Origin of the sequence: Kosakonia sp. YIM B13588 (assembly GCF_042788165.1) — a bacterium.
Classification (GTDB): Bacteria; Pseudomonadota; Gammaproteobacteria; order Enterobacterales; family Enterobacteriaceae; genus Kosakonia; species Kosakonia sacchari.
On the sequence record NZ_JBHZPO010000005.1, the window covers coordinates 15,588 to 28,843 of the forward strand.

Annotated in this window: 12 protein-coding genes; 7 read left to right on the forward strand and 5 right to left on the reverse strand. The window is 54.4% G+C overall.

Annotation, left to right across the window (positions count from 1 at the left end; genetic code table 11):
- Window positions 1–4 precede the first annotated feature (4 nt).
- The gene (gene puuE / locus ACFX4U_RS10665; protein ID WP_313511248.1) at window positions 5–946 is read left to right on the forward strand and encodes an allantoinase PuuE; all 942 of its coding nucleotides are present in this window, start codon (window positions 5–7) and stop codon (window positions 944–946) included.
- A 36-nt stretch (window positions 947–982) separates the two neighbouring features.
- Here puuE and xni read toward each other — a convergent pair whose 3' ends face one another.
- From xni to queF, 5 genes are all read right to left on the reverse strand, one after another.
- Complete coding sequence (xni, locus tag ACFX4U_RS10670; RefSeq protein WP_380220953.1) at window positions 983–1,735, reverse strand: flap endonuclease Xni; 753 nt, start codon at window positions 1,733–1,735, stop codon at window positions 983–985.
- A 109-nt stretch (window positions 1,736–1,844) separates the two neighbouring features.
- Entirely contained in the window at window positions 1,845–3,212 is a 1,368-nt protein-coding gene (locus tag ACFX4U_RS10675) for an L-serine ammonia-lyase (RefSeq protein ID WP_313511246.1), read from the reverse strand.
- Window positions 3,213–3,270: 58 nt separating this feature from the next.
- The gene (locus tag ACFX4U_RS10680) at window positions 3,271–4,560 is read right to left on the reverse strand and encodes an HAAAP family serine/threonine permease (protein WP_305737042.1); all 1,290 of its coding nucleotides are present in this window, start codon (window positions 4,558–4,560) and stop codon (window positions 3,271–3,273) included.
- A 450-nt stretch (window positions 4,561–5,010) separates the two neighbouring features.
- Window positions 5,011–6,375: a nucleotide 5'-monophosphate nucleosidase PpnN gene (ppnN, locus tag ACFX4U_RS10685; RefSeq protein WP_305737041.1), complete on the reverse strand. Its 1,365-nt coding sequence runs from the start codon at window positions 6,373–6,375 to the stop codon at window positions 5,011–5,013.
- Window positions 6,376–6,492: 117 nt separating this feature from the next.
- Window positions 6,493–7,338, reverse strand: a complete 846-nt coding sequence (gene queF / locus ACFX4U_RS10690; RefSeq protein ID WP_313506347.1) for an NADPH-dependent 7-cyano-7-deazaguanine reductase QueF — start codon at window positions 7,336–7,338, stop codon at window positions 6,493–6,495.
- A 69-nt stretch (window positions 7,339–7,407) separates the two neighbouring features.
- Between queF and syd the strand changes: the two genes are divergently transcribed.
- The 6 genes from syd to ACFX4U_RS10720 all read left to right on the forward strand — a co-directional run bounded on the left by syd (window position 7,408) and on the right by ACFX4U_RS10720 (window position 13,238).
- Window positions 7,408–7,953 carry a SecY-interacting protein gene (syd, locus tag ACFX4U_RS10695; RefSeq protein ID WP_313506348.1) on the forward strand — a complete coding sequence of 182 codons (546 nt, stop codon included), beginning with the start codon at window positions 7,408–7,410 and terminating at the stop codon, window positions 7,951–7,953.
- Window positions 7,954–8,584: 631 nt separating this feature from the next.
- Window positions 8,585–8,914: a YqcC family protein gene (locus ACFX4U_RS10700; protein ID WP_313506349.1), complete on the forward strand. Its 330-nt coding sequence runs from the start codon at window positions 8,585–8,587 to the stop codon at window positions 8,912–8,914.
- Window positions 8,914–9,708, forward strand: coding sequence for a tRNA pseudouridine(65) synthase TruC (gene truC, locus ACFX4U_RS10705; protein ID WP_017458737.1), 795 nt, complete (start codon window positions 8,914–8,916; stop codon window positions 9,706–9,708). Before ACFX4U_RS10700 ends, truC begins: the two co-directional genes overlap by 1 nt.
- A 5-nt stretch (window positions 9,709–9,713) precedes the next feature.
- On the forward strand, window positions 9,714–10,163 hold the full coding sequence (locus tag ACFX4U_RS10710) for a flavodoxin (RefSeq protein ID WP_313506350.1): 450 nt from the start codon (window positions 9,714–9,716) through the stop codon (window positions 10,161–10,163).
- Between the two features lie 379 nt (window positions 10,164–10,542).
- Window positions 10,543–11,898 (forward strand): MFS transporter, encoded by a 1,356-nt coding sequence (locus ACFX4U_RS10715; RefSeq protein WP_305737037.1) that lies wholly within the window; start codon window positions 10,543–10,545, stop codon window positions 11,896–11,898.
- Window positions 11,898–13,238 (forward strand): enolase C-terminal domain-like protein, encoded by a 1,341-nt coding sequence (locus ACFX4U_RS10720; protein WP_313506601.1) that lies wholly within the window; start codon window positions 11,898–11,900, stop codon window positions 13,236–13,238. Before ACFX4U_RS10715 ends, ACFX4U_RS10720 begins: the two co-directional genes overlap by 1 nt.
- Window positions 13,239–13,256: the final 18 nt, after the last annotated feature.

Here is a 13,256-nt window from a genome sequence, read left to right on the forward strand (position 1 = left end):
CAGCATGCAATCAGCAACGGACAAACCTTTATGGCATTTCACCGCCGACTACCCCCGCGATATGGCAGGCTATGCGGGAAAACCGCCGCATGCCCGCTGGCCGGGCGACGCGCGCATTGCCGTCCAGTTTGTCCTTAATTTTGAAGAGGGTGGTGAGAACCATGTGCTACATGGTGATGCGGGTTCAGAGCAATTTTTGTCGGATATTATTGGCGCTGCCAGCTATCCCGCGCGGCATATGTCGATGGACTCGTTGTACGAGTATGGATCGCGCGCTGGGTTCTGGCGTATTCATCAGACTTTTCAGCAACGTGGCCTGCCGTTGACTGTTTTTGGCGTAGCAATGGCGCTGGCGCGTAACCCGGAAATCGTCGCGGCGATCAAAGCGGCAGACTACGACGTGGTAAGCCACGGCTGGCGCTGGATCCATTATCAGGATCTTGATATTCAAACAGAACGCCAGCACATGCAGCAGGCGATCGAAATCCTGCAAACGCTGTTTGGTAAAAAGCCCCTTGGCTGGTACACCGGGCGCGACAGCCCCAACACCCGCAAGCTGGTGGTCGAGCAGGGCGATTTTCTCTACGACAGCGATTACTACGGCGATGATTTACCCTTCTGGACTACGGTGGAAGGGAAACCGCACCTGATTGTGCCGTATACGCTTGATGCCAATGATATGCGCTTTGCCACCGCTCAGGGTTTTAACACCGCCGAACAGTTTTATACCTACCTGAAAGACAGCTTCGATGTGCTGTATGAAGAAGGTGAGCATGCGCCAAAGATGATGTCGATTGGCATGCACTGCCGCCTGCTCGGGCGGCCTGGCCGCTTTCGCGCACTGCAGCGTTTTCTTGATTACGTGCAAAGCCACAATGATGTCTGGATCTGCCGTCGCCAGGATATCGCTGAACATTGGCTAAAGCACCATCCGTATAAGGGCTGAAGCAAGGCGAACAGCCCGCCACCGTGTGGGCTTTTCTCAGCGTGTCAGCCGTAGCTGCTGTAAGTTGCCATCCAGTTGCAGATCCGTTTGCAGACGTGCCACATCGCGGCAGGTAAAGGCCATTGCTTTATGCGCTTCCAGTTTTTGCCGCCACTTTTCCGGCACGTCCTCGAGGTTCTCGTACAACGCTTCCAGCGTCGGAAAGGTGTTTAACAACTGGGTGGCGCTTTTCGGGCCAATACCGGCAACGCCTGGCACTTTAGAACTGCTGATCCCCGCCAGCCCCCAGTAATCCGGCAATTGTTGCGGCGTGACACCATATTCCTGCGCGATAAAGGGCGCATCCAGCCAGCGTTTCTGAAAATAGTCGCGGATACGAATGGTCGGGGAAAGCAACTGGCAATAGCCTTTGTCCGTGGAAACAATTGTCGCCTGCTGCCCGGCCTGCGCCATTTTCACCGCCAGCGTCGCGGCGAGATCGTCCGCTTCGTTACCCGGCGTTGCCCAGCAACGAATGCCGCGCTGTTTAAAAGCGCTGCGCAAAGCGGGCATCTCGGCATGCAGCGTCTCCGGCATGGGAGGTCGTCCGGCTTTATAGTCGGGTAATAACTGGTGACGCCAGCCCTGGCTGCGGGCCTCATCATCGAACACCGCCACGGCGTGCGTCGGCTGGCTGTGAACCACAAGCTGTTCCAGCGCGTGAAGACAGGTGTCTACACAGGGCGATCCCTGCACCGCGTGGATCCGGCGGATAAGATTAAGCGCGTCGACAATTAACAGATGAGCCACAGATACCCTCCTTGAAATCGTGCCTAAGGGTAACATCGCGTGCGGCGTGAGGCTATGAAGCGGGGGATAATCAGGAAGATGCCTCGCAAAACGAGGCATCTTCCTGGGCTTAATCGCAGGTTACGATCTTCATCGCCAGCCCGCCGCGTGAGGTTTCGCGGTACTTGGCGTTCATATCTTTCCCGGTTTCGTACATGGTTTCGATGACTTTATCCAGGCAGACGCGCGGCTCGCTGGTACGGCGCAGCGCCATACGCGCGGCGTTCACCGCTTTCACCGACGCAATGGCGTTGCGCTCGATGCACGGCACCTGTACCTGGCCTGCGACCGGATCGCAGGTCAGACCGAGGTTGTGTTCCATACCGATTTCCGCCGCGATGCAGACCTGCGCCGGGCTTGCGCCGAGCAGTTCCGCAAGGCCTGCGGCAGCCATCGAACAGGCAACACCCACTTCGCCCTGGCAGCCCACTTCCGCACCGGAAATGGAGGCGTTCATTTTATAGAGCGAGCCAATCGCGCTGGCGACCAGCAGGTAGCGCGCCAGTGAATTAGTGTTCACCTGACGAATAAACTTATCGTAATAAGCCAGTACTGCCGGAACAATGCCGCACGCGCCGTTGGTTGGCGCAGTCACCACGCGACCACCGGCGGCGTTCTCTTCGTTAACCGCCAGTGCGAACATGTTGATCCAGTCGACGACCTGCATCGGATCTTTACTGGTGTTATCGCTGCTGACCAGCATGCGACGCAGCGCGGCAGCGCGGCGCGGAACGCGTAATTTTCCCGGCAACACGCCTTCGGTGGTAATTCCACGCTCAATACCGCCCTGCATCACTTCCCAGACGCGCGCGAGGTGCTGTTCCAGCTCCTCTTTGCTGTGCAGCGCCAGTTCGTTCTTCATCATCAGACCAGAGAGCGAAAGCCCGCTTTCCTGGCAGTGACGTTGCAGATCTGCCGCATTTTTGTACGGGTAAGGTACGGCGACAGGCGCGTTGTTGGTCTGGCCAAAATGTTCTTCGTCGACAATAAAACCACCGCCGATCGAGTAATAGGTCTGGCTATAGAGAACTTTGTCGCCCGCGAGCGCGGTAATACGCATGCCGTTTTCATGCAGCGAGAGGTTATCGGCATGGAAGTTCATGCATTGATCGACTGGAAACTCAACTTCGTGCTCGCCGTTAGCCAGCAGCAGACGACCGTGCGTGTTTACGTCCTGAATAAATCCCGGAATGGCATCGATATCGACGCTATCCGGCAAGTTACCCGCCAGACCCATAATGATAGCGATATCGGTGTGGTGCCCTTTACCGGTCAGAGAGAGGGAACCGTAAACGTCTACCACCACACGGGTCACGTCGTGCAGCATGCTGCGAGCAATCAGATCGTCAGTGAATTGTTTACCGGCTTTCATTGGGCCAACGGTATGCGAGCTGGAAGGGCCAATGCCGATTTTGAAAATATCGAATACGCTGATCATGACGCATTTTCCATTGCAATGAGAGTCGCGCCGCCCGTGGCGAGCGGCGCGAAAGAGATTAGCTGAACAGAGAGAAGAAGATCGCGGAGATAGCGATAAGGCCCATGATAACAATGAAGATATTGCTGATTTTACCGCTGTATTTGCGCATTGCCGGTACTTTGGCGATAGCGTACATCGGCATCAGGAACAGGATCATCGCGATAATCGGGCCGCCCAGGGTTTCAATCATTCCCAGGATGCTCGGGTTCCAGGTCGCCACAGCCCAGGTGGTCAGCAGCATAAACAGCGCGGTAATGCGGTTCAGCTTGTTGATTTCGATGCTTTTGCCTTTACTACGCAGAGACTTAATAACCATACCGTTGAAACCTTCACGCGCACCCAGATAGTGGCCGAGGAAGGATTTGGTGATGGCGATCATCGCGATGATCGGTGCCATCCAGGCGATGATCGGTGCGTTAAAGTGGTTTGCCAGGTAAGAGAGAATCGAGATGTTCTGCTGTTTCGCCGACGCCAGGTCAGCCGGAGCGAGGCTCAGCACGCAGCTGAATACGAAGAACATTACCGTCAGCACCATCATGATGTGTGCGAACGCCAGAATACGTGAACATTTGCTCTCTGCTTCGTTGCCGTACTCTTCACGTTTTGCAACCGCAAACGAGGAGATGATCGGCGAGTGGTTAAAGGAGAACACCATTACCGGAATGGCCAGCCACAGGGTCATCCACAGGCCGTTGCCGGTCGCAGACGTGCTGCTTAAAGACAGGGTATCGAGTACCGCACCGTTCCACTGCGGGATCAGGTAAACCGCCAGCAGCATCAGCGCGATAACAAACGGGAACACCAGAATACTCATCGCTTTTACGATCATCTGCTCGCCAAAACGCACGATAGTCATCATGCCGACAATCAGGATCAGCGACAGAATGGCGCGCGGCGGCGGCGTCATACCCAGCTGGTGGGTCATAAAACTGTCAACGGTGTTGGTGATCGCCACGCTGTACACCAGCAGGATCGGGTAGATAGCGAAGAAGTAGAGCAGGGTAATCAGCTTACCCGCGCCGATACCAAAGTGCTCTTCAACCACTTCGGTGATGTCTTCGCCAGGGTTTTTACCCGACAGCACAAAGCGAGTCAGGCCGCGGTGTGCAAAATAGGTCATTGGAAAAGCGAGGATGGCCATGATGATCAGCGGAATTAAACCGCCAACACCGGCGTTAATTGGCAGGAACAGTACACCAGCGCCGATGGCAGTACCGTACAGGCCCAGCATCCACATGGTATCCGTTTTGCGCCATGAACTTCGTGTAGCCGATGTGGCCAGCGTACTGGTTTGAGTGGTTTCCATTTATAAATCTCCTGGGAAAAGCAAAATGCTGGCATGACGGGCGAATACAATGCCTGGCAGGCTGGCGGTAATATTAAATTCGGTCAATCACGGTTTTTTTATAATTTCTTTCCGTAATTATTTGCGGCGGAAAGATACATTTATGTTATGACTCTATCAGTGATCGGGATCGCAATTGCAATAAATCACTTTTTATGTGGATATATTTAGACCATATCTCTACTTAATGATCGAGAGATGAAATTTATGGGCGCGAAGGCTATCACCAGCAAGATTTGCGATCAAACGCACACCGTTTAAAGACGATAAATGCCCTGCAAAAAACCGCTATCGCAGTGATTTATCGACGTTTAAGGGCAACTGAAACGTATGAATATGCTGGGGATATGGGGGAGCTGTGCGGGAAAAAAATCCGAGGTATAAGGGCGACTTATAGGTCGCCCTGGGAGATCAGGCGCAGATTTCGTAGCAAGGAATGTACGCGCTGCCTGGCAGTTTCATACGATGCTGGGCGACAAAGCCCTGCAGTAAGTCATCCATCCGGCGCATCATGTCGCTATCGCCATGAATTTTATACGGTCCGAACTCCTCAATCGCCCGAATGCCGTGCTCTTTCACGTTACCCGCCACAATGCCCGAGAACGCCCGGCGCAGATCCGCCGCTAACGTTTCCACCGGCTGATCCGGATAAAGTTTCAGGTTAGCCATATTTTCGTGCGTTGGTTCAAACGGCACCTGCAGATCCGGCGCGATACGGATAGACCAGTTGAAACTATAGGCATCCCCGGTTTCACGACGGTTCTCTTTCACCCGCGGCATCGCTTTTTTCATCTGACGCGCCACTTCAGCGGCATCATTGATGATGATGGTGTAGTGGTTGCGTGCGGCTTCACCCAGCGTGTTGACGATAAATTCGTCCAGCACGCGGAAATAATCGGCACTCTCTTTTGGCCCGGTCAGAATCAGTGGCAATACCTGGTTTTTGTTGGCCGGGTTCATCAAAATCCCCAGCAGATACAACAGCTCTTCTGCCGTGCCTACGCCACCCGGGAAGATAATGATCCCGTGGGCGATACGGACAAACGCTTCCAGACGTTTTTCAATATCCGGCATGATGATCAGTTCGTTGACCAGCGGATTTGGCGGCTCAGCGGCAATGATCGACGGCTCGGTCATGCCGATAAAACGACCCTCTTTATAGCGTTGCTGCGCGTGCCCGACCGCAGCGCCTTTCATGGGCGCTTCCATCGCACCTGGGCCGCAGCCCGTGCAGATGTTCAGCTCACGCAAGCCAAGCTGGGTTCCCACGCGGCGAGCGTAAAGGTACTCAGTTTCGTTAATCGAGTGGCCGCCCCAGCAGACCACCATGCTCGGCGCTTCGCCGACATGCAGCGCGCGGGCGTTACGCAAAATGGAAAAGACCAGGTTGGTGATATGAATGGAGCTTTCCAGATTTAAATGCTGGACGCGTCCGGCGTTATGAATCTGCCCATTAACGAAGAGAATATCGCGCAGAACAGCAAACAGGTTGGCCTGCAGCGAGCGAATAATGCGTCCGTCGACAAAGGCCTCTTCCGGTGGGTTGATCAACTCCAGCTTTACGCCGCGTTCACGGCGTAACACGTTGATATCAAAACTTTCGTTACGGGAGAGCAGCTCTTTGCTGCTGTCGGTCTGGCTCCCTGAGTTCAGTACAGCGAGCGAGCAGTTGCGAAACAGTTGATACAGGTCGCTGCTGGCCGTGCGTTTAAGCATATCGACTTCCAGCTGCGACAGCATATCCATTGAGCCAAGCGGGCTAATATGTGTAATCAAGTGAACTCCTTACGGGACGAAAATTTTATCTTTCCCGTGATTACAATAGCCCTGGCTTATGACGTTTAACAACCTGTCGCGTGGGATCTTCCGCGCAGAGTCGTAAAATGTTGGGTTTTACTGGCGTACTAACCGTCCGGTGGCTGGAACAAAATCGGTGTTGGTGCGCCATGGGTTGATATCCAGCCCGCCGCGTCGGGTATAGCGCGCATAAACGCTCAGTTTTTCCGGCTGGCAGAAACGTTGAATGTCCGTGAAAATGCGCTCCACACATTGTTCATGAAACTCATTGTGATGGCGGAAAGAGACCAGGTAGCGCAGCAATTTTTCACGGTCGATTTGCGCGCCGCGATACTGGATTTGCACCGAGCCCCAATCCGGCTGGTGGGTGATCAGGCAGTTCGATTTTAATAAATGGCTGACCAGCGTCTCTTCTACAACCTTTCCGCTGGCGGCACCGGTTAACAGCGCGGCGTCAAAGTCGTAGCTCTCGATTGCAATATCCTGGTCGTCGATACAGGTGCCATGAAAATGGGCGACAGGCTGACCTTCCAGTTCATCAATACGGTACAGCACCACGCTGACATCACCCTGAGCGCAGGCACTTAAATCGCGTTGCAACGTATCGTGCACCTCTTGCCAGCTGGCAAAACGTGTCTGGTTAAAACTGTTGAGATAGAGCTTAAAGCTTTTCGATTCCACCAGATTGATGCTGGCGTGATCCAGCTCAACGTGGCCAACTGCCACCTGCGGCAAACCTTTCGCGTTGAGCCAGGAGAGTTCATACAACGTCCAGATATCCGCGCCGCGAAAAGGCAGGTTCTCCGCTTTTAAGCCTAACGGATCGCGGTTTAACGAACGGGGAACGCCCTGCAGCAAGCTGGCGTCGTAGGTGTCGCGGTAATCGGTGGTTTTGCCAAGCGTCAGGCCAGCCAGCGCCTGGTGGTTATCATAAGAGGACATGTTTCATCGCCATTTTGCAGGTAAACTATGACGCAGAGTTTATCCTGGCTTATGTGAAGAGAGAAATCGGTGGAAAAAGAGACGGCGCATGCCCTGAAAGCCTTTACGGAACGTTACTGTAATGCGTGGCACGAACAGCGAGACAGCTGGCCGCAAAGCGAAGAACTTTACGGTATTCCCTCACCGTGCATTATTTCTTCCACCGACAAGTACGTTATCTGGCAGCCAAAACCGTTCGTACCGGAACGAAATGTAAACCCAATTGAACAGGCCATGGAAATTGTGGTACAAACGCCGCTCCATACCTTTTACACCACACAATTTGCCGGTGATATGGCCGCGCGTTTTGGCGAACTGACGCTGACGCTGCTGCAAACGTGGAGTGAGGATGACTTCGTGCGTATGCAGGAAAATCTGATTGGTCACCTGGTTACGCAGAAAAGACTGAAGTTATCACCTACACTTTTTATTGCTACGCTCGACAGCGAACTGGATGTGATTTCGCTGAGTAACCTCAGCGGCGAAGTGGTGAAAGAGACACTGGGTACGCGTCAGCGCACTATTCTTGCCCCAAGCCTCGCCGCATTCCTCGACCAGCTCGAACCCGTTGTGTAATCCTCTATACTACTCATCTTGTGAGAGATCTCTTACACGACCTGTAAGAGATCGCCAGGTCTTTTTCCATACTTCTGATGCGCCTTCTCATTCATAATTAATATAAATCATGAGGTTAATCTAAAACCTTTCATATTTTATGGCTTCATTCAAAGGCGAATTTGCGTTAAGTATCCTTGTAAGACGTCACGTAATGGGTAATTCTATTTGAGTCGACACGGAGTCTGACAACGAAGCGTACATCAGGATGATGTTGTTTCGAGGACTCACCAGGACGGTGCTGCAAGGAAAGGCTTCAGGACGAAGTAAGGGGACATCGCTGGAATGCGTTAACGGACACCTCCAGGACGGAGAATGAGAGCCGGTAAGGATACCCGGCAGATCAGGAAGATCCAGGACACGCTTTACGGATGAGGCCATGTCACATCGGGGTGGTGTGAGCAAGATGCGCTGTTTAAGGATGAACGGGTCAGGAGACCGCAGGAAAAGTTTTCATGGATGAGCAGGGAGCACACGAGTAGCGGGACTGCTGCGAAACGAACCGGGAGCACTGTTTTTACAGTGCTCCCTTTTTTTATTTGTTCCGCTCTTTGGTATGCTGCGCGCCAGTCTGATTATTCCGGGGGTTTATATGACTCAACATCAACGCGTGCGCGAGCAACTTCATCTTCTCGAAGCGCAACTGCGCGAACAGAATCTTTGGCAAACCAGCGCACCCGCAGCAAGCGCCTTCGAAAGCACACAGCCTTTTTGCATGGATACCCTTGAGCCGTTCGAATGGCTGCAATGGGTGCTCATTCCTCGCATGCATGCTTTGTTGGATGGTCAGCAGCCATTACCGCAGGCGTTTGCCATCGCGCCGTACTATGAAATCGCCCTGGATGCGACCCATCCGTCCCGTGATGTGATGCTGGTGCATTTACAGCAACTTGATGCGCTGTTCAGCGACGAAAGCGCCTGATGCTGGAGATTATTTACCAGGATGAGTGGCTGGTAGCGGTGAATAAACCGTCCGGCTGGCTTGTACATCGCAGCTGGTTGGATCGCGATGAAAAAGTGGTGGTCATGCAAACTGTGCGCGACCAAATCGGCCAGCACGTTTTTACCGCCCATCGCCTCGACAGACCCACTTCCGGCGTGTTGTTAATGGGCTTATCCAGCGAGGCCGGTCGCCGCTTATCGCAGCAATTTGAGCAACATCAGATTCAAAAACGCTATCACGCGATTGTGCGCGGCTGGCTGATGGAAGAGGCGCTACTTGATTATCCGCTGGTCGAAGAGCTGGATAAAGTGGCCGACAAGTTTGCCCGCGCCGATAAAGAGGCTCAGCCTGCCGTAACGCACTATCGCGGGCTGGCAACGTGCGAAATGCCGGTGGCGACGAGCAAATTTCCCACCACGCGCTATGGTCTGGTCGAACTGGAACCGAAAACGGGCCGCAAGCATCAATTGCGTCGCCATCTGGCGCATTTGCGCCATCCGATCATTGGCGACAGTAAACACGGCGATTTGCGGCAAAATCGTAGCGCGGCGGAACACTTTGGCTGTAACCGCCTGATGCTGCATGCCAGCCAGTTAACGCTCACGCATCCGTTTACCGGCGAGCCGTTAACGATTCGCGCCGGGCTGGATGAAACCTGGATGGGCGCGCTGTCGCACTTTGGCTGGCGCGGGCTTCTCCCTGAAAATGAAAGGGTTGAGTTCTTGCCAGTGAGCCGCCAGGATGAGGGCAATCAGGAATCACGCAAGGAGTGATGAGCATGGCGAAGGTCGGAATTTTTGTTGGCACCATGTACGGCAATTCGCTGCTGGTGGCGGAAGAAGCGCAGGAGATCTTACAGGCGCAGGGCCACAAGGCGACGGTATTTGAAGATCCCGAAGCCAGCGACTGGGAAAACAACAACGGCAATTACGCGCTGATAGTCACCTCCACGACCGGTCAGGGCGATTTGCCGGAAAGCATTGCGCCGCTGTTCCATTATCTGCGCGACACCGTGGGTTATCAGCCCGATCTACACTATGGCGTCATTGCCCTGGGCGATAGCACATATGCCCATTTCTGCGGCGGGGGTAAGCAGTTTGATGCCTTGCTGCAAGAACAAGGTGCGCAGCGTATCGGTGAAATGTTGCTGATTGACGCCAGCGAAGATCCGGAACCGGAAAGCGTTTCTAATCCGTGGGTTGAGCACTGGGCGACCCTGCTGAAATAACCTGTCTTCCTCTCCGTACGCGGGGAGGAAACCTCTCTTTTTGCCGCGTCAAGCGACACATTTCACACTCTTTAACGCTGCCTCTCTTTTGACCGCCTTCGGTCATGCTCCATTTTCATTTCCGTGAAGTACTCCCCATCCGCCTGGGCTAATGCCTTAAAGGGCATAGCCGCGCCCGGCGAATGTTGTGTTGTTGCACGGTGAGAGTTCAAAAGGCGCTCCATATACTTTTTCTTGCCAGTTAAAAAACGCGGCCCGCCAGGTGTGGCAAACCCGGCAGGAGCAGCAAAAACACAATGACATCATCCTGTCTTCCCCTACAGGTTGCGCCGTACAGGATGAATGGACAAAAGAACATTTATGCTTCGGGAGTACAACCATGAGTACATTTAGCCAGGCGGCGAGCGGCGCTGAAAAGCGTACCAACGCCCGCTACTGGATAGTGGTGATGCTGTTTATCGTCACATCCTTCAACTATGGCGATCGCGCCACGTTGTCGATTGCCGGTTCGGAGATGTCCAAAGCGATAGGTTTGGATCCGGTCGGTATGGGTTATGTTTTCTCCGCGTTTTCCTGGGCTTATGTGATTGGCCAGATACCGGGCGGCTGGTTGCTTGACCGCTTCGGATCAAAACGCGTCTATTTCTGGTCTATCTTCACCTGGTCGCTGTTTACCTTGCTGCAAGGCTTCGTCGACATCTTTAGTGGCTTTGGCATCATCGTGGCGCTCTTCACCCTGCGTTTTATGGTCGGTCTGGCCGAATCCCCTTCCTTCCCTGGCAACAGTCGCATCGTTGCGGCCTGGTTCCCGGCGCAGGAGAGGGGCACGGCGGTGGCGATTTTTAACTCCGCACAATACTTCGCGACGGTGATCTTCGCGCCGATCATGGGGTGGCTGACGCACGCTGTGGGCTGGTCACATGTGTTCTTCTTTATGGGCGGTCTCGGCATTTTCATCAGCTTCCTGTGGCAGAAAATGATCCACGAGCCGAACCAGCATCCTGGCGTTAACAAAAAAGAGCTGGAATATATTGCTGAAGGTGGCGCGCTGATCAACATGGATCAGGCGAAAAATGCTGAGCATGTTCCGTTCTCAGAAAAATGGGGGCAGATCAAACAGCTGCTGGGTTCCCGCATGATGATCGGCGTCTATCTGGGCCAGTACTGCATTAACGCCCTGACCTATTTCTTTATCACCTGGTTCCCGGTTTACCTGGTGCAGGCGCGCGGCATGTCGATTTTGAAAGCGGGTTTTGTTGCCTCGATTCCGGCGATCTGCGGCTTTGTGGGGGGCGTACTGGGGGGGATTATTTCCGACTGGTTAATGCGCCGCTACGGCTCGCTGAACGTGGCGCGTAAAACGCCAATCGTATTGGGAATGCTGCTCTCCATGAGCATGGTGTTCTGCAACTACACCGACTCCGAAACGCTGATTATCGCTTTCATGGCGCTGGCTTTCTTCGGTAAAGGTATCGGTGCGCTGGGCTGGGCGGTGATGGCAGATACCGCGCCGAAAGAGATCAGCGGCCTGAGCGGCGGTCTGTTCAATATGTTCGGTAACATCTCCGGCATCGTGACGCCGATTGCCATTGGCTACATCGTCGGTACGACTGGCTCATTTAACGGCGCGCTGATTTATGTCGGTATCCATGCGCTGGTGGCGATACTGAGTTACCTGGTGCTGGTGGGTGATATCAAGCGTATCGTGCTGAAACCTGTGACAGGACGTGAATGATGAACACACAAGCAAGCCCGATTATCACCGAGATGAAAGTCATCCCTGTGGCCGGGCATGACAGCATGCTGATGAATATCGGCGGCGCGCATAACGCTTACTTCACCCGCAACATCGTGGTGCTCACCGACAACGCCGGTAACACCGGCGTTGGTGAAGCGCCGGGCGGTGAAGTGATCTACAAAACGCTGGTAGACGCCACGCCGATGGTGGTGGGGCAGGAAGTGGCGCGGTTGAATAAAGTGGTGCAGCGCGTACACAAAGGCAACCAGGCGGCGGATTTCGACACCTTCGGTAAAGGCGCCTGGACCTTTGAGCTGCGCGTGAATGCGGTCGCGGCACTGGAAGCCGCTCTGCTGGATCTGTTAGGCAAAGCGCTGAACGTCCCGGTGTGCGAACTGCTTGGTCCCGGCAAACAGCGTGATGCGGTGACGGTGCTGGGTTATCTGTTTTATGTTGGCGATCGTACCAAAACCGATCTGCCCTATCTGGAATCGACGCCTGGCAGCCATGAGTGGTATCACCTGCGTCATCAGGAAGCGATGAACAGCGATGCGGTCGTTCGCCTGGCGGAAGTGTCGCAGGATCGCTACGGCTTTAAAGATTTCAAACTCAAGGGCGGCGTACTGCCAGGCGAAAAAGAGATCGACACCGTGCGGGCGCTGAAAAAACGCTTTCCGGATGCACGCATCACTGTCGATCCCAACGGTGCCTGGCTGCTCGACGAAGCCATCAGCCTGTGCAAAGGCCTCAATGATGTGCTGACCTACGCGGAAGATCCGTGCGGCGCGGAACAGGGCTTCTCCGGGCGTGAAGTGATGGCGGAGTTCCGTCGCGCCACCGGCTTGCCGGTTGCCACCAATATGATTGCCACCAACTGGCGTGAAATGGGCCATGCGGTGATGTTAAACGCGGTGGATATCCCGCTGGCAGATCCGCACTTCTGGACGCTTTCCGGCGCGGTACGCGTGGCGCAACTCTGCGACGACTGGGGATTAACCTGGGGTTGCCACTCCAACAACCATTTCGATATCTCGCTGGCGATGTTCACTCACGTTGGCGCGGCAGCACCGGGAACGCCAACCGCCATCGACACCCACTGGATCTGGCAGGAGGGCGACGCGCGCCTGACCAAACAGCCGCTGGAGATCCGCCAGGGAAAAATCGCCGTACCCGATGCGCCAGGCCTTGGCGTAGAGATCGACTGGACGCAAATCGAAAAAGCGCACGCGGCATACAAGAAGCTGCCCGGCGGCGCGCGCAATGACGCAGGCCCGATGCAGTACCTCATCCCTGGCTGGACGTTTGACAAAAAACGCCCCGTTTTTGGACGTCATTGATAGACCAAAAGGATTAAA

What these genes read in the sequence shown, in the direction of transcription:
- puuE (WP_313511248.1), top strand. Translation starts at nt 5, where the DNA reads ATGCAATCAGCAACGGACAAACCTTTATGGCATTTCACCGCCGACTAC.
- ACFX4U_RS10675 (WP_313511246.1), bottom strand. Translation starts at nt 3,212, where the DNA reads ATGATCAGCGTATTCGATATTTTCAAAATCGGCATTGGCCCTTCCAGC.
- ACFX4U_RS10680 (WP_305737042.1), bottom strand. Translation starts at nt 4,560, where the DNA reads ATGGAAACCACTCAAACCAGTACGCTGGCCACATCGGCTACACGAAGT.
- queF (WP_313506347.1), bottom strand. Translation starts at nt 7,338, where the DNA reads ATGTCCTCTTATGATAACCACCAGGCGCTGGCTGGCCTGACGCTTGGC.
- ACFX4U_RS10700 (WP_313506349.1), top strand. Translation starts at nt 8,585, where the DNA reads ATGACTCAACATCAACGCGTGCGCGAGCAACTTCATCTTCTCGAAGCG.
- truC (WP_017458737.1), top strand. Translation starts at nt 8,914, where the DNA reads ATGCTGGAGATTATTTACCAGGATGAGTGGCTGGTAGCGGTGAATAAA.
- ACFX4U_RS10710 (WP_313506350.1), top strand. Translation starts at nt 9,714, where the DNA reads ATGGCGAAGGTCGGAATTTTTGTTGGCACCATGTACGGCAATTCGCTG.
- ACFX4U_RS10715 (WP_305737037.1), top strand. Translation starts at nt 10,543, where the DNA reads ATGAGTACATTTAGCCAGGCGGCGAGCGGCGCTGAAAAGCGTACCAAC.
- ACFX4U_RS10720 (WP_313506601.1), top strand. Translation starts at nt 11,898, where the DNA reads ATGAACACACAAGCAAGCCCGATTATCACCGAGATGAAAGTCATCCCT.